Source organism: Rhizobacter sp. P5_A1 (assembly GCF_056400745.1).
Map to the genome: position 1 here is coordinate 72,397 of NZ_JBFUKR010000006.1, position 18,789 is coordinate 91,185.

General features: G+C 70.5%; 14 protein-coding genes. 7 read left to right on the forward strand and 7 right to left on the reverse strand.

Annotated features, from left to right (window positions below):
• Nucleotides 1–3: 3 nt before the first annotated feature.
• From AC1DTW_RS08395 to AC1DTW_RS08405, 3 genes are read right to left on the reverse strand one after another with little or no spacing between them, the layout of a single operon-like run.
• The gene (locus AC1DTW_RS08395) at nucleotides 4–1,215 is read right to left on the reverse strand and encodes an ABC transporter permease (RefSeq protein WP_477980579.1); all 1,212 of its coding nucleotides are present in this window, start codon (nucleotides 1,213–1,215) and stop codon (nucleotides 4–6) included.
• Nucleotides 1,212–1,904, reverse strand: a complete 693-nt coding sequence (locus AC1DTW_RS08400; RefSeq protein ID WP_477980580.1) for an ABC transporter ATP-binding protein — start codon at nucleotides 1,902–1,904, stop codon at nucleotides 1,212–1,214. The genes AC1DTW_RS08395 and AC1DTW_RS08400 overlap by 4 nt, the downstream gene beginning before the upstream one ends.
• Entirely contained in the window at nucleotides 1,901–2,593 is a 693-nt protein-coding gene (locus AC1DTW_RS08405; RefSeq protein ID WP_477980581.1) for a hypothetical protein, read from the reverse strand. The genes AC1DTW_RS08400 and AC1DTW_RS08405 overlap by 4 nt, the downstream gene beginning before the upstream one ends.
• 302 nt (nucleotides 2,594–2,895) lie before the next feature.
• On the opposite strand from AC1DTW_RS08405, the gene AC1DTW_RS08410 reads away from it, so the two are divergent.
• From AC1DTW_RS08410 to AC1DTW_RS08435, 6 genes are all read left to right on the forward strand, one after another.
• A complete protein-coding gene (locus AC1DTW_RS08410; protein WP_477980582.1) occupies nucleotides 2,896–4,392 on the forward strand; it encodes a sensor histidine kinase in 1,497 nt (498 codons plus the stop codon).
• On the forward strand, nucleotides 4,389–4,793 hold the full coding sequence (locus tag AC1DTW_RS08415) for a hypothetical protein (RefSeq protein WP_477980583.1): 405 nt from the start codon (nucleotides 4,389–4,391) through the stop codon (nucleotides 4,791–4,793). Before AC1DTW_RS08410 ends, AC1DTW_RS08415 begins: the two co-directional genes overlap by 4 nt.
• On the forward strand, nucleotides 4,790–5,635 hold the full coding sequence (locus AC1DTW_RS08420) for a LytR/AlgR family response regulator transcription factor (protein ID WP_477980584.1): 846 nt from the start codon (nucleotides 4,790–4,792) through the stop codon (nucleotides 5,633–5,635). Before AC1DTW_RS08415 ends, AC1DTW_RS08420 begins: the two co-directional genes overlap by 4 nt.
• Nucleotides 5,636–5,859: 224 nt before the next feature.
• Nucleotides 5,860–8,394 (forward strand): bifunctional diguanylate cyclase/phosphodiesterase, encoded by a 2,535-nt coding sequence (locus tag AC1DTW_RS08425; RefSeq protein ID WP_477980585.1) that lies wholly within the window; start codon nucleotides 5,860–5,862, stop codon nucleotides 8,392–8,394.
• Between the two features lie 10 nt (nucleotides 8,395–8,404).
• Nucleotides 8,405–10,465: a GGDEF domain-containing protein gene (locus AC1DTW_RS08430; RefSeq protein WP_477980586.1), complete on the forward strand. Its 2,061-nt coding sequence runs from the start codon at nucleotides 8,405–8,407 to the stop codon at nucleotides 10,463–10,465.
• Nucleotides 10,462–12,540 (forward strand): GGDEF domain-containing protein, encoded by a 2,079-nt coding sequence (locus AC1DTW_RS08435; RefSeq protein ID WP_477980587.1) that lies wholly within the window; start codon nucleotides 10,462–10,464, stop codon nucleotides 12,538–12,540. Before AC1DTW_RS08430 ends, AC1DTW_RS08435 begins: the two co-directional genes overlap by 4 nt.
• A 21-nt stretch (nucleotides 12,541–12,561) precedes the next feature.
• Here AC1DTW_RS08435 and AC1DTW_RS08440 read toward each other — a convergent pair whose 3' ends face one another.
• Complete coding sequence (locus AC1DTW_RS08440) at nucleotides 12,562–14,658, reverse strand: ATP-dependent helicase (protein WP_477980589.1); 2,097 nt, start codon at nucleotides 14,656–14,658, stop codon at nucleotides 12,562–12,564.
• A gap of 86 nt (nucleotides 14,659–14,744) precedes the next feature.
• On the opposite strand from AC1DTW_RS08440, the gene AC1DTW_RS08445 reads away from it, so the two are divergent.
• Nucleotides 14,745–15,743, forward strand: coding sequence for an AEC family transporter (locus AC1DTW_RS08445; RefSeq protein WP_477980590.1), 999 nt, complete (start codon nucleotides 14,745–14,747; stop codon nucleotides 15,741–15,743).
• Between the two features lie 185 nt (nucleotides 15,744–15,928).
• On the opposite strand, the gene AC1DTW_RS08450 is transcribed toward AC1DTW_RS08445, so the two are convergent.
• The 3 genes from AC1DTW_RS08450 to atpG are packed head-to-tail and all read right to left on the reverse strand — an operon-like array spanning nucleotide 15,929 to nucleotide 18,739.
• On the reverse strand, nucleotides 15,929–16,348 hold the full coding sequence (locus AC1DTW_RS08450; protein ID WP_477980591.1) for a F0F1 ATP synthase subunit epsilon: 420 nt from the start codon (nucleotides 16,346–16,348) through the stop codon (nucleotides 15,929–15,931).
• 39 nt (nucleotides 16,349–16,387) lie between these two features.
• A complete protein-coding gene (gene atpD, locus AC1DTW_RS08455; protein WP_477980592.1) occupies nucleotides 16,388–17,812 on the reverse strand; it encodes a F0F1 ATP synthase subunit beta in 1,425 nt (474 codons plus the stop codon).
• Nucleotides 17,813–17,842: 30 nt separating this feature from the next.
• Nucleotides 17,843–18,739, reverse strand: coding sequence for a F0F1 ATP synthase subunit gamma (gene atpG / locus AC1DTW_RS08460; RefSeq protein ID WP_477980593.1), 897 nt, complete (start codon nucleotides 18,737–18,739; stop codon nucleotides 17,843–17,845).
• Nucleotides 18,740–18,789: the final 50 nt, after the last annotated feature.

The window sequence follows — 18,789 nt, forward strand, 5'->3', positions numbered from 1 at the left end:
TGTTCAGGTGTGGGCGAGCGCGTCGACGACCGGCGTGTGGACGGTCCTGCGCGCGATCCAGGCCGACGCGAGCATCGCGAGCACGACCATCGCGAGCACGGTGCCGAGGTACAGCGCCGGGTCGATCTCGATGTTCAGCGGATAGCCGCGCGAACTGCCGGGCGGTGGCGGCATCTGCACCGGCACCAGGTACAGCAGCAGCGAGACGCCGAGCGCGAGCGCCGCACCGACGAGCGCGCCGACGCCGCCGAGCACCATGCCTTCGAGCGCGAGCGTGCGCAGCAGCTGCGACGGCAAGGTGCCGAGCGCGCGCAGGGTGCCGATCTCGCGGGTGCGCTCGATGATCGCCATCGCCATCGCATTGGTCACGACGAAGACGACGATCACGCCGATGATCAGCCCGAGCGCGCCGAAGATGCGGTTGTAGAGCGCGCGCACCGAGCGGTAGAAGAAGGCCTGGTCGAGCCAGGTCTGCACCGTCAGCTTCGGATTCAGGCGCGCGATGCGCTGCTGCGCGGCGTCGGTCGCCTCCATGCGCCTCAGGAACACGCCGAGCGTCGAGACGCGCGTGGTGTTGAGCAGGCGCTGCGCGGTCAAGAGGTCGGTGTAGACGAGGCGCTTGTCGATGTCGGGCACGCCGGTCGAGAAGACGCCCTTCACCGTCACGTCGAGCGCGTTCAAGGCACCGTCGGTCGTGCTCGCGAGCAGGGTCAGGCTGCTGCCGGGCGCGGCCTTCAGGCTCTTCGCGAGGCCTTCGCCGAGCATCACTTCCGCTTGCTTCGCACCGCTGGCCAGCACCTCCCCGGCGACCATGTTCAGGAACGGCCCCTTGACGGCGAACTCGCTGTCAGGCTCGACGCCGGTCGCGATCATCACGGTCGACTTGTCGCCGTTGCTGATCAAGCCGCTGAACGCGACGCGCGGCAGCACCTGGCGCACGGCCGGGTCGGCGAGCAGCGTCGCACTGAGCGCGGCATGGTCGTCGAGGCCGTGCTGCAGCGGTGTGTCCTCGTCCTGCGTGAACTGCGCCGGCAGGCCGACGATCAGGTGCCCGGTGCTGCGTGCCGCGGCCTGCGCGAGGGCCTGGTAGGTGAACAGCGCGAAGCCGCCGGCGAGCAGGATCGCCGCGGTGCCGAGCGCGGCGATCGCGACCGTGACGAGCGAGCGGCGCCGATTGCGCAGGGTGTTCTGCAGCGCGAACTTCAGCCATCTCATTGCAGTGTCCCGTCGAGCAAGGCGAGGACGCGGTCGCAGCGGCGCGTGAGCCGGCTGTCGTGCGTCGCGATCACGAAGGCGGCGCCTTCGGCGTGGCAGCGTTCGCGCATCAGGTCGAGCATCTGGTCGGCGGTCGCCGAATCGAGGCTCGCGGTCGGCTCGTCGGCGATCACGAGCAGCGGGCGCTTGATCAGCGCGCGGGCGATCGCGACGCGCTGGCGCTGGCCGCCGGAGAGCGCGTCGGGCCGGTGCCGCGCATGCGCGTGCAGGCCGACCGCGGCGAGCTGCGCTGCGACGCGTTCGCGCCGCTCGGCGGCCGGCACGCCGGCGATGAACAGCGGGTAGTCGACGTTCTCGGCGACCGTCATCACCGGCACCAGGTTGAAGCTCTGGAACACGAAGCCGAGCGCGTCGCGGCGCAGCAGCGTGCGGTCGGTCTCGTCGAGACCGCCGATCGGGCGGCCGCCGAGCACGATCTCGCCGCTGTCGGGCGCGTCGATCAACCCGGCGAGATTCAGGATCGTGCTCTTGCCGCTGCCCGACGGGCCGGTCAGCGCGAGCAGTTCGCCGCGCCGCACCGCGAGGTCGACACCGCGCAGCGCCAGAATCACGTGCTGACCGAGCCGGTAGGTCTTGTGCACGCCGCGCAGCTCGACGACCGCGTCGGGCGAGTCCGACGACGCACTCACGCGGCTTCCTTCAGCTTCGCCTTCGCGGCCTCGGCCTGCGGCGCGCCTTGCGCGATCACCTCGTTCAGGAAGCGGCGCGCGTCGGCGGCACGCTGTTCCTTGATCGCGAGCGACGCGGCGCGCATCCACACGGTGCCCTTGAACGGCAGCGGCGCATGCGCGAACAACGGGCTCTCGAGCACCTCGTCCAGCAGCTTCGCGCCGCGTGCGCCACGGTTCATGAAGCCGGGCACCGCCAGGAAGGTGTTGGCCGCAACGAACTTCACCTCGAGCACGCCCGGCGTGCCGCGCTGGACCGGGCCGTCGTGCGCCGGCGTCAGCAGCGCGAGCGACTTGTCGAGCAGCGCCAGCCCGTCTTCGGCGTAGCCCATCTTCTTCATCGGCAGCAGCGTCGTGCTGGCGCGCAGCGCGGTGCTGGCGCCGGCGTAGGCCATCAGCACCGGGTTCGCGGGCTCGGCCTTCAGCAGCGCGTCGAAGGCTTCGGCGGCCGGCTCGGCACGTGCGCTGTCGCCGGCCGAAGCGGCCACGAAATTCTGGAACGCGCTCTGGAACGCCGCCTCGGGCGCCGCCCGGGCGCTGCCCGATGCGGCGAGCGCGATCGCGGCGAACGCCGCCAGGCTGAGGAGTTTCACGCCGGCGACCGCCATGAAGGTGATCCAGCGGGCGGATTGGGGGGTCAATGATTTCATCGTGGGCTCCGGGTCGGGTGATCGAACAGTCGGCCGAAGGCTATCGGCGCGTCCCTGCCCGCGCTGCCGCGCTGCGACCGGTGGCGGCGATCCGGCGCGAAACGCCGCCGGCGCGGCGCGAGATGCGGGGCCGAACTGACGCCAGGAGCCGTCCAGGCTCCGAGGGCGCGCCGGCCCGTCCGCAGCCGTTGCAGCCTGTCGGCCCGCCGGCGCAGACCGTCGCAGCCCGCTGGGCGCGCGGCGGCGCCGCCCTTAGAGTGCGAGCCATCCCAGAACCGCGCCCCGACCGAGCCCCGCTGTCCATGTCCGACTTCGCCACCCCCGCCGCCAGCACCTGGAAGAGCGTCTCCTCCGGCGCGGTGCGCCTGTTCCACCAGTACGGCAACTGGCTCGTCGGCATCAGCTGGTGGCGCTTCGCGCTGCTCTCGCTGCTGCTGCTGATCCTGGCCAGCATCCTGCAGAAGCTGCCGCCGTTTCGCACCTCGTCGACGTGGAGCGAGATCATCGAGGACGTGCCGATTCCGGCGATCCCGCCGGTGCCGAAGATCGATATCCCGCCGGTGCCGAAGATCCCGAACGTCCGGATCGAGACGCCGGGCGGATCGGCCAGCGGCGCGAAGGATGACGACGATGTCGTGATCTCGATCGACAAGAACGGCGTGCGCATCTCGCCGCGGGCCACGCCCGCTCCTCCCGCGACGCCGGCAACGCCAGCCCAGGCGGCGTCCGCCGCTTCGGCGGCACCGGCCGTGCCGGGCTCGGCGGCGACCCCGAGCGCCTCGGCAGCGAGCGGCGCCGGCAGCCGCATCGACATCGCGTTGCCCGGCGCGAGCCGCGAGGCGATCCGCGAAGCGGTGCGCGCGGCCCGTGAAGCGGCGCGCGAGGCCGCCCAGGAGGCCCGCCAGGAAGCCGAGGAGGCGCACCGCGAAGCGCAGGAGGCCGTCGAGGAGGCGCGCCGCGAGGCCGAAGAGGCGCGCCGCGACGCCGCCGAGGCCAACGCCCAGGCGCGCAAATACAAGCGCCGCGTGACGCATGTCGGCGACTCGCTGACCGACCTCGCGTTCTTCTGGATCATCGCGTCGGCGCTGCTGAAGATCACCTACAAGGGCCGCATGCAGGCCGAGGTGAAGGCCGCCGCGGCGACCGAGACCGCCGAGTCGGAGCAGCTCAAGCGCCAGGTCGTCGAGGCGCGCATGGCGGCGATGCAGGCGCAGGTCGAGCCGCACTTCCTGTTCAACACGCTGGCCAGCATCGACCACCTGATCGAGACCGACCCGCCGCGCGCGAGCCAGATGCAGAAGAACCTGATCGCGCTGCTGCGGGCCTCGATGCCGACGATGCGCGAGAACCACCCGACCGCGCACAACCTCGGCCGCGAGATGGCGGTGATCCGCCCCTACCTCGAGATCCTGAAGGTGCGCATGGAGGATCGGCTGCAGACCGAGATCAACGTGCCGGACGGGCTGCTCTCGGCCGACTTCCCGTCGATGATGATCCAGAGCCTGGTCGAGAACGCGATCAAGCACGGCCTGGAGCCGAAGGCCGAGGGCGGCAAGCTGACGGTGCGCGCCGAGATCGTCCACGGCAAGCTCGCGGTCACGGTCGCCGACACCGGCCTGGGCTTCGGCAAGGCGGCGACCGCCGGCACCGGCGTCGGGCTCAACAACATCCGCGAGCGGCTGCAGCTGCTGTACGGCAACAAGGCCTCGATGACGGTGGCCGAGAACACCCCCAGCGGCACGCTGGTGACCCTGACCGTGCCCTACCAGGCACAGACGCGCGAAGGAGAGGCAGCATGAAACCGGCGCTCAAGTTTCTCGGCTGGGCGATGCTCGCGAGCCTGGTGCTCGGCGTCGCGCTCGTCGTCACCGCGGTGTCGGTGGCGGGTTCGATCGACCCCGGCTCGATCCAGATCGACGGCGAGCCGCTGAGCATGACGCTCGACGCCGGCGACTGGCTGATGGCGGTCGGCGGGGTCGCGCTGGCGCTGCTGATCGCCGCGCTGGTCGTGCCACTCGCGGTGCTGCTGCCGCTGGCGATCGCGGCCGTCGCACTGCTCGGCGCGCTGCTGGCGGTGGCCGGCGTCGTCGCGATGCTGTTCTCGCCGCTGATCCTGCTCGTCGTCGTGATCTGGCTGATCGTGCGGCTGGTGCGCCGCGACAGGAAACGCCGCGAGGCCGGCGCTACGATCGCGGCATGAACACGCCCAGCCGACCCGCGCGCGCCCTGATCGCCGACGACGAACGCCTGATGCGCGAGCAGCTGCGCGCGCGGCTCGCGGAGGTCTGGCCCGAGCTCGAGATCGTCGCCGAGGCGAAGAACGGGCTCGAGGCGGTCGAGCTGACCGAATCGCAGCACCCGGACCTGGTCTTCCTCGACATCCGCATGCCCGGCATGACCGGCGTCGAGGCCGCGCGCGCGATCGCGCAGTTGCCGGTCGATGACGACGACGATGAGCGCGGCGAAGCCTGGCACGGCTGCGAGATCGTCTTCATCACCGCCTACGACCAGTACGCGATCGAGGCCTTCGAGCAAGGTGTGGTCGACTACGTGCTGAAGCCGGCCGAGCGCGAGCGGCTGCTGGTCACGGTCGGGCGCATCCGGAAGCGGCTCGCGCAGCGCCGCGGTGGCGCGCCGGCCAGCGACGATGCGCCGCCGGCCGCGCTGCAGCAGCTGCTGCAGAAGCTCGCCACCCGCATGGACCCGGCCAAGGCGCCGCAGCTGCGCTGGATCCAGGCGACCGTCGGCCAGAACATCCAGATGATCCCGGTCGACGAGGTGCTGTTCTTCATCTCCGACGAGAAGTACACGCGCGTGCAGACGGCGACGATCGAGGCGCTGATCCGCAAGCCGATCAAGGAGCTGATCGAGGAGCTCGACGCCGAGGTCTTCTGGCAGATCCACCGCTCGACGCTGGTGAACACCCGGTTCATCGCCGGCGTCAGCCGCGATCTGCGCGGGCGCCAGCTCGTCGCGGTGAAGGGGCACCCCGAGAAGCTCGAGGTGTCGCGCAGCTTCACGGGGCTGTTCAAGGGGATGTAGGGCGACGCGGCCCGGTCGAATCCCGCAATAGTTAACGGATCGCTCGACAAACCACTCAAGCACCGCGCGGCCCGGCCGAAGACGGTTCAGCGCGGGGCCCGATCGTCATCGACGGGCCGTCCCCGTGCGCGGCGCGATGCGCCGCCGTTGTAACCGGGCTTGGCGATGACACCTTTCACGACAGCGGCTTTCGAGCGCGCGCCGGCATGGGGCCGGCGATGCGCATGAGCGCGTTCGGCGCCCTGCGCAACAACCGGCGCCAGGCGGCCGTGCTCGCGTTGGCGACGCTGCCGATGCTGTACCTCTGGGTCGTGCCGGTGCGCCTGCCCGAGGTCTGGGGCGGCCTGAGTTTCACGCAGTGGCACACGCTGCTCGAACTGGTCTCGATGCTGGTCTGCGGCGCGATCGCCGCGGTCGCCTGGAACGCCCGCGAGCTCGAGGTGCCGCGCAGCGTGTATGTGCTCGGCAGCGCCTGCGCCGGCGCGTTGCTGCTCGACCTCGTGCACACGCTGTCGTTTCCCGGCCTGCCGGACCTGCTCGGCGCCAACACCCCGACCCGCAGCGCGGCGCTGTTCATGGCCGGCCGGCTGCTGATCGCGTTCGCGACGCTGTGCGTGGCGACGCTGCCGTGGCGGCTCGACCACGACCCGCGCTGGGTCCGATTCGTGCCGGCCGGCGTCGCGGCCTACGTGCTGCTGATCGTCGGCTGGGTCTTCGGCTGGCCGCACAGCGTGCCGGCGCTGGTCATCGACGGCCAGTCGCTGACTGTCGCGAAGCACGCCGGCGAGGCCCTGATGGTCGCCGCCTTCCTCGTCGCCAGCGCGTTGTTCGCGCGCCGGCTGGCAACGCCGCAACCGTTCAACGTTCCCTCGCTGCTCGGCGCCGCGGTACTGATGGCGATCGGCGAGGCGGTGTTCATGCTGTTCACGCGGCTCACCGACCTGGCGCTGGTGGTCGGGCACGTCTACAAGGTGCTGGGCTTCTGGCTCGTCTACCGCACGATCGTCGCCGACAGCATCCGCTCGCCGTACCAGCGCCTGGTGGACTCGCGCCAGCGCCTGCACCACAGCGAGGAGGAGCTGCGCACGATCACCGACAACATCCCGGCGATGGTCGCGTTCATCGACAGCGAGCAGCGCTATCGCTTCGTGAACCGCAACTACCAGCGCTGGCTCGGCCTGGACCCGGCCGCGATGCTCGGGCGCACCGCGCTCGAGGTCTACGGCGAGGAACACTACCGCGCGCTGCAGCCGCACATCGAACGCGCGCTCTCCGGCCAGACCTTCGCGATCGACCACCGCGTGTCCGGCATCGAATACGCGCGCGGCCGCTGGCTCAACATCATGTACATGCCGAAGGTCGCGCCCGACGGCAGCGTCAGCGGCGCATACGTCCTGAGCAGCGACGTCACCGACGTGATGGTCGCCGAGCGCCGCGCGCTGTTCCTCGCCGAACACGACGAGCTGACGACACTGCCGAACCGCGCGTCGTTCCAGGTCGCGGTCGGCAAGGCGCTGGTGCACAGCGCGCGCGACATGAGCCACTTCGCGGTGATCTTCGTCGATGTCGACCGCTTCAAGGTCGTCAACGACACGCTCGGCCATGCCGCCGGCGATCACCTGCTGCAGACGCTGGCGACGCGCATGAAGCAGGTCGTGCGCGGGCAGGACCTGGTCGCGCGCATGGGCGGCGACGAGATGTGCCTGCTGCTGCACGACGTGCGCGATGCCTCGCACGCGAGCGAGATCGCCGAGCGCATCCTCGGTGCGCTGCGCGCGCCGGTCGAGCTGCGCACCGGCATCCAGCACCACGTGACGGTCTCGGCCGGCATCGCGATCTTTCCGCAGGACGGCACCGACGTCGAAACCCTGCTGCGCCACGCCGACATCGCGATGTACCGCGCGAAGGCGGCCGGCCGGGACGGCTTCGCGCTGTTCGGCGCGCACGACGGCGGCCCCGCCGAAGCGCGCCTGAACCTCGAGCTCGAACTGCGCACCGCGATCGACGCCGGCCAGCTCGTGCTGCACTACCAGCCGCGCGTCGATGTCGGCAGCGGCCGGCCGGTCGGCATGGAAGCGCTGGTGCGCTGGCAGCACCCGCAGCGCGGGCTGCTCGCGCCGGGCCGCTTCATCGACATCGCGGAGGAAACCGGCCTGATCGTGCCGATGGGCGCGTGGGTCATGCGCCAGGCCGGCCAGGCGCTGAAGCGGCTGCAGCAGATCGGTGCCGGCGGGCTGACGATGTCGGTCAACGTCAGCGCACGCCAGTTCAAGAACCCGCGCCTCGTCGACGAGGTGGCCGAGATGCTGCTGCTCTCCGGTTGCGCGCCGCACCAGATCGAACTCGAGCTGACCGAGAGCGCGGTGATGGATCAGCCGGACATGGCCGAATCGACGATGCGCCGCCTGAAGGCGCTCGGCGTGCGCCTGGCGATGGACGACTTCGGCACCGGCTACTCGTCGCTCGCAGCGCTGAAGCGCTTCCCGGTCGATTGCGTGAAGATCGATCGCTCGTTCGTCAACGACATCCCGGCCGACACCGACGACGCCGCACTGACCCGCGCGATCATCGCGATGGGGCATTCGCTCGGCCTGCACGTCGTCGCCGAGGGCGTCGAGCGCCGCGACCAGCTCGAGTTCCTGCGCCGTGAAGGCTGCGACGAATACCAGGGCTACTTCTTCGCGAAGCCGATGCCCGAGGCCGCGCTCACCGCGCTGCTGGTCGAGGCACCGCGCGCCGCGCTGGTCGCTGTCAGCTGAGATGCCAGCGATGACCTTCGCCCAGCTCCTTCGGCACCGCGGCGCGCGGCGGCGGCTCGCGGGCGCCGCGCTGCTGCTCGGCCTGCTGCAGGCCGGCCCCGCGCTCGCGCAGGCCGGCATACCGACCGACGCGACCGCGCGCATCCTCGCGCTCGAGCGGCAGGGCCGCGCGCAGCCGTTCCCGGCCGCCGCCGCGCTCGAGAAGCTGCTGGCCGATTCACCGCCGCAAGGCGCGCAGCGGCTCGAGCTGCTGACGGTCGAGGGCCTGATGCTGGCGACGGCGGCGGCGCCGGATGCGATGGAGCCGACCGCCGCGCGCCTCGAGGCCTGGGGCCGCGACCCGAACGCGGCGAACGCCGGCGCTGCGGCGCTCGCCGCGGTGCTGGTGCGTGCCCGTTCGCTGGCGCGCGACGGCAGCCTGCAGCGCGCCGACCTGATGCTGCGCGACGCGATCGCGAAGCTTCCGGCGACAACGCTGCCGCGCGACCGCCTGCGCTTCGTCGCCGCGCACGGCTACATCCTCAACCACGCCGGCCAGCTCGAAGAAGCGGTGCGGCTGAATCACGCGGCGCTCGAACTCGCCGACGCGCAGGGCGAGCCGTGGCAGCAGTCCGAGGCGCGCACGGAACTGGCCTATGCCTACTACGGTGCGAAGCAGCTGGAGCGCGCCCGTGCGCTGACGCTGGAGGCGCTCGCGCTGGCCGAGAAGGCCGACGACGCGGTCGCGCTGGGCCGCGCCCACAACACTGCGGGCATCGTGCTCGACGGCCTCGGCGACCAGGCCGGCGAGCGCCGCTCGTTCGAGGCAGCGATCGCCTGCGCACGGCGCGTCGGCGCGCAGACCGACGAGATCCGCTACCTGGCGAACCTGGCCGACTTCTTCCTGAAGAACGGCGACTACAAGACCGCGCTGGCCCATGCGCAGAGCGCGCTGCCGCTGGCGCGCGAGCTGAAGGATCCGAACAGCGAGATGGTCGCGCTGGCCAACATCGGCCTGGCGCACATCTCGTTGTCGCACCTCGAACTCGGCAAGCGCTACGTGCGCGAGGCGATCGAGATCGACGCCGGGCGCGGTTCGGTCAGCGGCGTCGCCGACACCTGGCGCGAGCTCGGCATGTACCTCGAGAAGGCCGGCGACCTGGCCGGCGCCGTGGCGGCCTACCACCAGCACCGCCGCATCGCGACGACGCTGCTGCGCGAAGACCAGCAGAAGGCGATCCTGGCCATGCAGGAGCAGTACGACGCCGACCACCGCAACCGCGCGCTGGTGTTGCTGAACCGCGAGAACGACATCAAGGCCGAGCAGCTGCGGCGCCGCGATCTGCAGCAGCGGCTGTGGTGGCTGCTCGCGACGGCGTTCGTGCTGTCGTTCGCGGTCGTCGCGCTGCTCTACCGGCGCGTGCGCCAGACGAACCGCCTGCTGACGAGCAGCAACGAGTTGCTGAAGGTGCAGAGCGAGCGCGACCCGCTCACCGGGCTGGCGAACCGCCGCCACTTCCAGGCCGCGATGCGCCGGCTTGCCGACGACGGCAAGCTCAGCGGCACCGTCTACCTGGTCGACATCGACCACTTCAAGCACATCAACGACCGCCACGGCCATGGCACCGGTGATGCGGTGCTGGTCGAGGTCGCGCGCCGCCTGCGCGAGACGCTGCGCGAGCAGGACCTGATCGTGCGCTGGGGCGGCGAGGAGTTCCTGGTCGTCGTGCAGGCGCTCGCGGCGGATCAGGTCGACGCGCTCGCGCAGCGCATGCTCAGCGTGCTCGACCGCGCACCGGTCACGGTCGGCACGCAGCGCGTGCCGGTCAGCGCATCGATCGGTTTCGCGACCTTCCCGATCGGGCCGAGTTCGCTGCGCGTGTCGTGGGAGCGTGCGATCAACCTCGTCGACACCGCGATGTACCTCGCGAAGGCGCACGGCCGCAACCGCGCGTACGGCGTGCGGCTGCTGCAGGCCAGCGACGAGGCCTCGCTCGAGGCGATCACCTCGTCGCTCGAATCGGCCTGGCGCGACGGGCAGGTCGCGCTGACGCTGCTGCAGGGCCGCGCGGCGCTGGCGGTGGCGGCATGAAGACGATGCCGCTGCGCGCACTGTGCTGCTTCGCGCTGGCCCTGCTGGTCGGCGCCGCATCGGCCGCGCCCGTGCCAGCGCCGTACCGGTCGACGCCGTTCGGCGAACAGGTCGACGAGCTGTTGCGCCAGGGCTTCGAGCGCCCGGCCCATGCGCTGCTGACGCTGCGCGCGATGCAGCTCGGCCAGGCCGTCACGCCCGCCGAGCAGCGCACGCTGCTGCTCGCGATCGGCGCGATCGAGGCGCAGACGGGTGGCACCGCGCAGGCCAGCGCCGCCGCCGACAAGCTGCTCGCGCTGGCGCCCGACGATCCTTCCGGCCGTGCGGTCGCGGCCGCGAACCTGGTGCGCGCGCTGGTGGCCGAGAACGCGGGCCAGCTCGACGTCGCCGCGGCGCTCGCGCAGACCGCGCTGCCGGCCTTCCTCGCCGGGTGTCCCGGCGGGCCGGCGAGCCCGATCGAAGGCATCGAATGCGCCTACCGCGCGTCCTGGCGCGTACTGCAGATCCTCGAACGCCGCGCGCACAGCCAGGGCCTGACGGTCAGCGCGACCGCGCATGCGCAGGCCGCGCTGGCGCTGTCCGAATGGGCCGGCGATGCGCGCCGGCGTGCCATCGACCTGAGCGCGCTGGCGGTCTATGCGGGCGGCCGCGGCGAGCGCGAACTCGCGCAGCGCATGGTCGCGCAGGCCAAGCGGCTCGCGGCACAGACCGACGATCAGGCCGAGCAGGCGCGCGTCAGCAACACCGAGGCACGCCTCGCGAAGATGCAGGGCGATCCGCGCGCCGCGCTGCGCTTCTATGAGGAGGCGCTCGCGCTGGCCCGGCTCGCGCAGGCGCCGCGCCTCGAGGCCCAGCTGCTGAACAACCTCAGCGACGCGTACGCGAGCCAGGGCCGCCCGGCGGAGGCGCTGCGCGCCGCCGAGCGCGCGCTCGTGATCGTGCGCCGCCACAACGACCTGCGTGCCGAGCGCATTCTGATCAACAACGCTGGCATCGCGAAGATCGGCCTCGGCCGCATCGCCGAGGGCCGGAATGATCTCGCGCGACTGCTCGAGCTCTGGGAGCAGAGCGGCGAGACCGGGCGCCAGGTCGCGACGCTGCTCGAGTTCGGCGAGGCCCTCGCGGCCGCCGGCGACGCGCGCGGCGCACTCGAGCTCTACCACCGCGAACGCGCGCTCAGCGCCGAGCTGATGCGCGCGAACCGCAGCATCGCGCTGAAGGAGATGCAGATCCGCAACGACGCCGATGCGCGCCAGCGCGACATCGAGCTGCTCGGCCGCGACAACGCGCTGAAGACCGCGGCGCTCGCGAACCGCGACCTGCTGCAGCGCCTGTGGTGGCTGCTCGCCGCGGTGATGCTGCTCGCCACCGTGCTGGTCACGATCCTGTACCGCCGCGTGCGCGAGACGCACCAGAAGCTCGAGGCCAGTCACGAGCAGCTGCAGGCGCAGAGCGAGCGCGATCCGTTGACCAACCTCGCGAACCGGCGCCACTTCCAGGCCGTGATGACGAAGCTGTGCAGCAGCGGCGGCTTCGAGGGTGCGCTGCTGCTCGTCGACATCGACCACTTCAAGCACGTCAACGACGTGCACGGGCACGCGGCCGGCGACGAGGTGCTGGTCGAGGTCGCGCGGCGCCTGAACGAGGCGGTGCGCAGCGACGACCTGGTCGTGCGCTGGGGCGGCGAGGAGTTCCTGATCCTCGCGCCGCGCGCCGGGAACGAGCAGGCCGAGCAGATGGCCCTGCGCGTGCTGCGCGCCCTCGGGCGAGCGCCGGTGACGGTCGGGGCGCAGGCGCTGCGCGTCACGGCGTCGATCGGCTATGCGCGCTTCCCGCTGCCGCCCTACGCGGCCGAGGTGCCGTGGGAGCAGGCCGTGAACCTGGCCGACATGGCGCTGTACACCGCGAAGAACCAGGGCCGCAACCGTGCGGTCGGCATCACGTCGTCGACCGCGTCCACGCCCGAGGCACTGCGCGATGTCGAGGCCGATTTCGATCGCGCCTGGCACGAGGGGCGGGTCACCCTGCTGCAGACGCCCGGGCCGGAAGCGCGAGACAACGTGCGCGCAGCCTAGTAGGGGCTGTCAACGCGACCCCTAGCGCGCCGGCGTGTCCTCGGCCGCCTTCTGCGCGCGCGCCGCGGCAGCCGCGCGCAGGGCCTTCAGCTTCTCGCGTGGGTCTTCCTTGGCCGTCACCTCGCTCAGTTTCATTTCGGCGACGAAGCGGCTCGGCACGCCGGCGATGAAATCGCGCCCGCGCTTGCGACGGCGCAGCACGCTGACGCCGAGCGTGCTGCGCGCGCGTGTGATGCCGACATACATCAGCCGGCGCTCTTCCTCGAGCCGCTCGGCGGTCATGTCGTCGTCTTCGCTGCGGAACGGCAACAGCCCTTCGTTGACCCCGGCGAGCACGACGTGCGGCCACTCGAGGCCTTTCGCGGCGTGCAGCGTCGACAGCGTCACGACGTTCTGGTCGTCGCCGCGCTCGGCCAGGCTGATGATCACCGAGATCGTCTGCGCGACCTCGATCACGCTCTTCTTCTCGCTCTCGATCGCGATGCCGCCGTCGTTCTCGATCTCGCCCCCACAACGCTTCGCGATCCAGTCGACGAAGTCGAGCACGTTGCTCCAGCGCGCGGTCGCGAGCTTCTCGCTGTCTTCGCCGTCGTGCAGGTGCTGCTCGTAGCCGATGTCCTTGAGCCAGCCGGTCAGCAGCGCCTTCGCGTCTTCGGCGCCGGTGGTCTGGCGCGCGCGGTACTCGAAGTCGTTGAGGTAGCGGCCGAACTCGTGCAGGGAGCCGAGCGCGCGGCCGCTGAGCACCGAACCGAGGCTCTCGGCGAAGAGCGCTTCGTACAGGCTCGTCTTCCAGCGGCCGGCGAATTCGCCGAGGCTGGCGAGCGTCTGGTGGCCGATGCCGCGCTTGGGCGTCGTCACCGCGCGCAGGAATGCCGGGTCGTCGTCGTTGTTGACGATCAACCGCAGCCAGGCGCACAGGTCCTTGATCTCGGCCCGGTCGAAGAAGCTCTGCCCGCCCGAGACCTTGTACGGGATGCCGGCCTTGCGCAGCGCCTTCTCGAACACGCGCGCCTGGTGGTTCGCGCGGTAGAGCACCGCGAAGTCCTTGAACTCGACCGCCGACACGCCGCTCGGCGACGCCGCCGATGCGCCCGCGACCGTGCCGCCGCGCAGCGCCTGGAACCGCGCAACCACGCGCTCGGCCTCGTGCTCCTCGTTGTCGCACTCGAGCATGCGCACCGGATCGCCGTCGCCGAACGCGCTCCACAGCTTCTTCTCGAACAGCTTCGGGTTGTGGCCGATCACCATGTTCGCGGCGCGCAGGATGTTGCCGGTCGAGCGGTAGTTCTGCTCGAGCGCGATGACCTTGAGCGTCGGGTACTCCTGCGGCAGCCGCTTCAGGTTGTCGATCGTCGCGCCGCGCCAGCCGTAGATGCTCTGGTCGTCGTCGCCGACCGCGGTGAAGAGCGCACGCTCGCCGACCAGCGACTTCAGCATCTCGTACTGGATCGCGTTGGTGTCCTGGTATTCGTCGACCAGCACGTAGCGCAAGGTGTCTTGCCATCGGGCGCGAACCTCGGCGTCGCGCAGCAGGAGCTTGTGCGGCAAGCCGATCAGGTCGTCGAAGTCGACCGCCTGGTAGGCCGCGAGCCGCTCCTCGTAGCGTTGCATCACGCGCGCCGCGACCTGCTCGTCGGCATGGCTCGCGGCGCTCTCGGCCTGCGCGCTGTTCAGGCCCTGGTTCTTCCACAGGCTGATCGCCCATTGCCAGCGCCGCGCGAGCGCGTTGTCGCTGCTCGCGCCGGCTTCCTTCAGAATGCCGAGCACGTCGTCGCTGTCGAGGATGCTGAACTGCTGCTTCAGCCCGAGCTTCTCGAACTCGCTGCGCAGGATGCGCACGCCGAGCGAGTGGAAAGTGCTGATCACCAGGTTCTTCGCGGCCCGCGGGCCGACCAGCGATTTGGCACGCTCGCGCATCTCCTGCGCGGCCTTGTTCGTGAACGTGATCGCGGCGATCTGGCCCGGCGCGTAACCCGCCTGCAGCAGCCGCGCGATCTTGTGCGTGATGACGCGCGTCTTGCCCGAGCCGGCGCCGGCGAGCACGAGGCACGGCCCGCTCAGGTGGTGCACCGCTTCGAGCTGTGCGGGGTTCAGGGGATCGGGAGCGGAAGAAGACACGGTGCTGTTCGGCGGAAGGGCGCCATGATAACGAGGGCCCCGAGAGGGCCTGCTGACGCCACGGGCGCTTGCGATACTCGCAGCCCATGCAATCCATCCTGACCGTCACGATCCCGTTCTTCGCGCTGGTGCTGCTCGGCTACGCAGCCGCACAGCGCCAGGTCCTGCCGGAGGAGGCGATCCCCGGGCTCAACGTCTACGTGCTGTTCTTCGCGCTGCCGTGCCTGCTGTTCCGCTTCGGCGCGAGCCTGCCGTTCGGCCGTCTGTTCGATCCGCAGCTGCTCGGCATCTACACCGTGTGCGCGCTCGCGATGATCGCGGTGACGATCGCGCTGACCTGGCGGCGCGGCGGGCAACGCGACGGCGTCGACCTGAAGGACGCGTCGTTCGGCGCGCTGGTCGCGGCGTTCCCGAACTCCGGCTTCATGGGCGTGCCGCTGCTCGTGGCGCTGCTCGGCGACAACGCCGCCGGCCCGGTGATCGGCGCGATCCTCGTCGACCTGATCCTCACGAGCACCTTGTGCCTGGCGCTCGCGCAGGCCAGCGCGCAGCGCTCGGGCGACAGCGATCGCGGCGTGCTGGCCGCGGCGCTGCGCTCGCTGCGCGGTGCGATGACCAACCCGCTGCCGTGGGCGATCGTGATCGGCGCGCTGTTCGCGGCCTTCGACCGCGAGCTGCCGGGCCCGCTCGGGCAGGTCGTGCGCATGCTCGGCGATTCGGCGACGCCGGTCGCGCTGTTCACGATCGGCTCGGTGCTCTCGCGCGCCGGGCGCCACGCGCACTCGCGCACGCCGCTCGCGCACTACCTGCCGGTGGCGCTGCTGAAGCTGGTGCTGCACCCGGCGCTGGTGTTCGGCCTGGGCACGGCCGCCGCGGCGCTCGGCGCGCCGGTGCCGCGCTTCGGGCTGATGGTGCTGACGCTGGTCGCGGCGCTGCCGAGCGCCAGCAATGTCTCGGTGCTCGCCGAGCGCTACGGCGCCGACAACGGCCGCGTGACGCGCATCATCATGGCCTCGACCATTCTCGCGTTCGCGAGCTTCTCGGCGCTCGCGTGGGCGTTCGGCGTCGGGCGCGCGGCGGGTTGATGGGCCGCTGACGAACCGGGCGTGCCGACGAGCGAGCGTCGGCCCCGGGTTTGCGCGGCTGGCGATCGGCGCGGCATCCGCCTCTGCCATTGAAAAAGCCGCCGGGCGGGTGCCGGGCGGCTCTTGGAATGTCGGCGGGTCCGGGGCCCGGGCAGGGCTGCGCCGGCGCCGTCTAGCGGCGCCGTTTACTTGCCGCGAAATTTTCGGATCGCTGCGATCTGCGCCGCCATCGCCGCGAACTCGCCTTGCGCCTTTGCGAAGTCAATGTCGCTCTTCGCGTTCTTCATCGCGTCTTCGGCCAGGCGCTTGGCCTCGTTCGCCTTCGCCTCGTCGAGGTCCTTGCCGCGGATCGCGGTGTCGGCGAGCACGGTGACGGTGCCCGGCTGCACTTCGAGAATGCCGCCGGCGACGAACACGAACTCTTCCTCGCCTTCCGGGTCGGCGCGCTCGATGCGCACCGCGCCCGGCTTGATGCGCGTGATCAGCGGCGTGTGGCGCGGCAGGATGCCGAGTTCGCCGGCCTCGCCGGGCAGCGCGACGAACTTCGCTTCGCCCTCGAAGATGCTGCCTTCGGCCGAGACGACGCTTACGTGCAGGGTGGCCATCAGGGGGTCCTTTGTGAGCTCAGACGATCATCGGGAAGGTCAGGCGACCTTCTTGGATTTCTCGATCGCCTCGTCGATCGTGCCGACCATGTAGAAGGCCTGCTCGGGCAGCGAATCGCATTCGCCGGCGACGATCATCTTGAAGCCGCGGATGGTTTCCTTCAGCGGCACGTACTTGCCCGGTGAACCGGTGAAGACCTCGGCGACGTGGAACGGCTGCGACAGGAAACGCTGGATCTTGCGCGCGCGCGCCACGGCCAGCTTGTCTTCGGGCGAGAGCTCGTCCATGCCGAGCACCGCGATGATGTCGCGCAGTTCCTTGTAGCGCTGCAGCGTGCCCTGCACCGCGCGGGCGGTGTTGTAGTGGTCTTCGCCGACGACGTTCGGGTCGAGCTGGCGCGATGTGCTGTCGAGCGGGTCGACGGCCGGGTAGATGCCGAGCGAGGCGATGTCGCGCGACAGCACGACGGTCGAGTCGAGGTGGGCGAAGGTCGTCGCCGGCGACGGGTCGGTCAGGTCGTCCGCCGGCACATAGACAGCCTGGATCGACGTGATCGACCCGACCTTGGTCGACGTGATGCGCTCCTGCAGGCGGCCCATTTCCTCGGCCAGCGTCGGCTGGTAGCCGACCGCCGACGGCATGCGCCCGAGCAGCGCCGAAACCTCGGTGCCGGCCAGCGTGTAGCGGTAGATGTTGTCGACGAAGAAGAGAACGTCCTTGCCCTCGTCGCGGAACGACTCGGCGATCGTCAGGCCGGTCAGCGCGACGCGCAGGCGGTTGCCCGGCGGCTCGTTCATCTGGCCGTAGACCATCGCGACCTTCGACTCGGGCAGGTCGTCCAGGCGCACGACCTTGGAGTCGGCCATCTCGTGATAGAAGTCGTTGCCCTCGCGGGTGCGCTCGCCGACGCCGGCGAACACCGACAGGCCGCTGTGCGCCTTCGCGATGTTGTTGATCAGCTCCATCATGTTGACGGTCTTGCCGACGCCGGCGCCGCCGAACAGGCCGACCTTGCCGCCCTTGGCGAACGGGCAGATCAGGTCGATGACCTTGATGCCGGTCTCGAGCAGATCCTGCGACGGGCTCAGCTCGTCGTACGACGGCGGCTTGCGGTGGATCGGCATCGTGAGCTCCTGGCTCACTTCGCCGCGCTCGTCGATCGGGCGACCGAGCACGTCCATGATGCGGCCGAGCGTCGCGCGGCCGACCGGCACCGAGATCGGCAGGCCGGTATTGGAGACCATCAGTCCGCGGCGCAGGCCGTCGGAGGAACCCAGCGCGATCGTGCGCACGACGCCGTCGCCGAGCAGCTGCTGCACTTCGAGCGTCAGCGCGCCGCCGTCCATCTGCAGCGCGTCGTAGACGCGGGGCATCTGGTCGCGGGGGAACTCGACGTCCACCACCGCGCCGATGCACTGGACGATCTTGCCCTGCGCTTGAGATTGCATTTGCACGTCAGCCATGATTTTTCCTTTGACTCAAATCTTGTTCACTCAAACCGCTGCGGCGCCCGCAACGATTTCAGACAGTTCTTTGGTGATCGCCGCCTGCCGCGTGCGGTTGTAGATCAGCTTCAGCTCGGCGATCAGGTTGCCGGCGTTGTCGGTCGCGGCCTTCATCGCGACCATGCGCGCCGAGTGCTCCGAGGCCATGTTCTCGGCCAGCGCCTGGAACACGAGGGCTTCGGTGTAGCGCACCAGCAGCTCGTCGATCACGGTCGCGGCATCGGGCTCGTAGATGTAGTCCCAGCCATGCGCCGGGCCCTCGGCGGCCCGCTCGGCTTCACGGACTTGCGCGACCATGCTCTCGCTCGACAGCGGCAGCAGTTGCACGACCACCGGTTCCTGCTTGATCGTGTTGATGAAGCGCGTGTAGCACAGGTAGACGGCCGAGAGCTTGCCCGCGGCGTACGCGTCGAGCAGCACCTTGACCGGGCCGATCAGCTTCTCGAGCGTCGGCTTGTCGCCGAGGTGTGTCGCGTGCGAAACGACCTTCGCGCCGATGCGGTTCAGGAAGCCGAGGCCCTTGTTGCCGATCGCCACCGCTTCGCTCGTCTGGCCGGAGGTTTCGACTTCCTTCAGCTTGTTCGTGACCGCGCGCAGCACGTTGGTGTTGAGACCGCCGCACAGGCCCTTGTCGGTCGTGACCAGGATGAAGCCCGCCGTCTTGGCGGCTTCGTTCTTGACCATGAACGGGTGCTTGTACTCGGGCGTCGCGGTCGACAGATTGGCCGCGAGGCTGCGAATCTTCTCGGCGTACGGGCGCGCCGCGCGCATGCGTTCCTGCGCCTTGCGCATCTTCGCGACCGAGACCATCTCCATGGCCTTGGTGATCTTCTTCGTGTTCTCGAAGCTCTTGATCTTGCCGCGTATCTCTTTGCCTGCTGCCATCTATTGGCTCCTTGTTAGGCCGCGCGGCCGAGGCCGGCGCCGGGCCGCCC

Bases quoted from the DNA above. Each gene is read 5' to 3' on its own strand.
- AC1DTW_RS08395 (WP_477980579.1), bottom strand. From the start codon at position 1,215: ATGAGATGGCTGAAGTTCGCGCTGCAGAACACCCTGCGCAATCGGCGC.
- AC1DTW_RS08405 (WP_477980581.1), bottom strand. From the start codon at position 2,593: ATGAAATCATTGACCCCCCAATCCGCCCGCTGGATCACCTTCATGGCG.
- AC1DTW_RS08410 (WP_477980582.1), top strand. From the start codon at position 2,896: ATGTCCGACTTCGCCACCCCCGCCGCCAGCACCTGGAAGAGCGTCTCC.
- AC1DTW_RS08415 (WP_477980583.1), top strand. From the start codon at position 4,389: ATGAAACCGGCGCTCAAGTTTCTCGGCTGGGCGATGCTCGCGAGCCTG.
- AC1DTW_RS08420 (WP_477980584.1), top strand. From the start codon at position 4,790: ATGAACACGCCCAGCCGACCCGCGCGCGCCCTGATCGCCGACGACGAA.
- AC1DTW_RS08425 (WP_477980585.1), top strand. From the start codon at position 5,860: ATGAGCGCGTTCGGCGCCCTGCGCAACAACCGGCGCCAGGCGGCCGTG.
- AC1DTW_RS08430 (WP_477980586.1), top strand. From the start codon at position 8,405: ATGACCTTCGCCCAGCTCCTTCGGCACCGCGGCGCGCGGCGGCGGCTC.
- AC1DTW_RS08435 (WP_477980587.1), top strand. From the start codon at position 10,462: ATGAAGACGATGCCGCTGCGCGCACTGTGCTGCTTCGCGCTGGCCCTG.
- AC1DTW_RS08445 (WP_477980590.1), top strand. From the start codon at position 14,745: ATGCAATCCATCCTGACCGTCACGATCCCGTTCTTCGCGCTGGTGCTG.
- AC1DTW_RS08450 (WP_477980591.1), bottom strand. From the start codon at position 16,348: ATGGCCACCCTGCACGTAAGCGTCGTCTCGGCCGAAGGCAGCATCTTC.
- atpD (WP_477980592.1), bottom strand. From the start codon at position 17,812: ATGGCTGACGTGCAAATGCAATCTCAAGCGCAGGGCAAGATCGTCCAG.
- atpG (WP_477980593.1), bottom strand. From the start codon at position 18,739: ATGGCAGCAGGCAAAGAGATACGCGGCAAGATCAAGAGCTTCGAGAAC.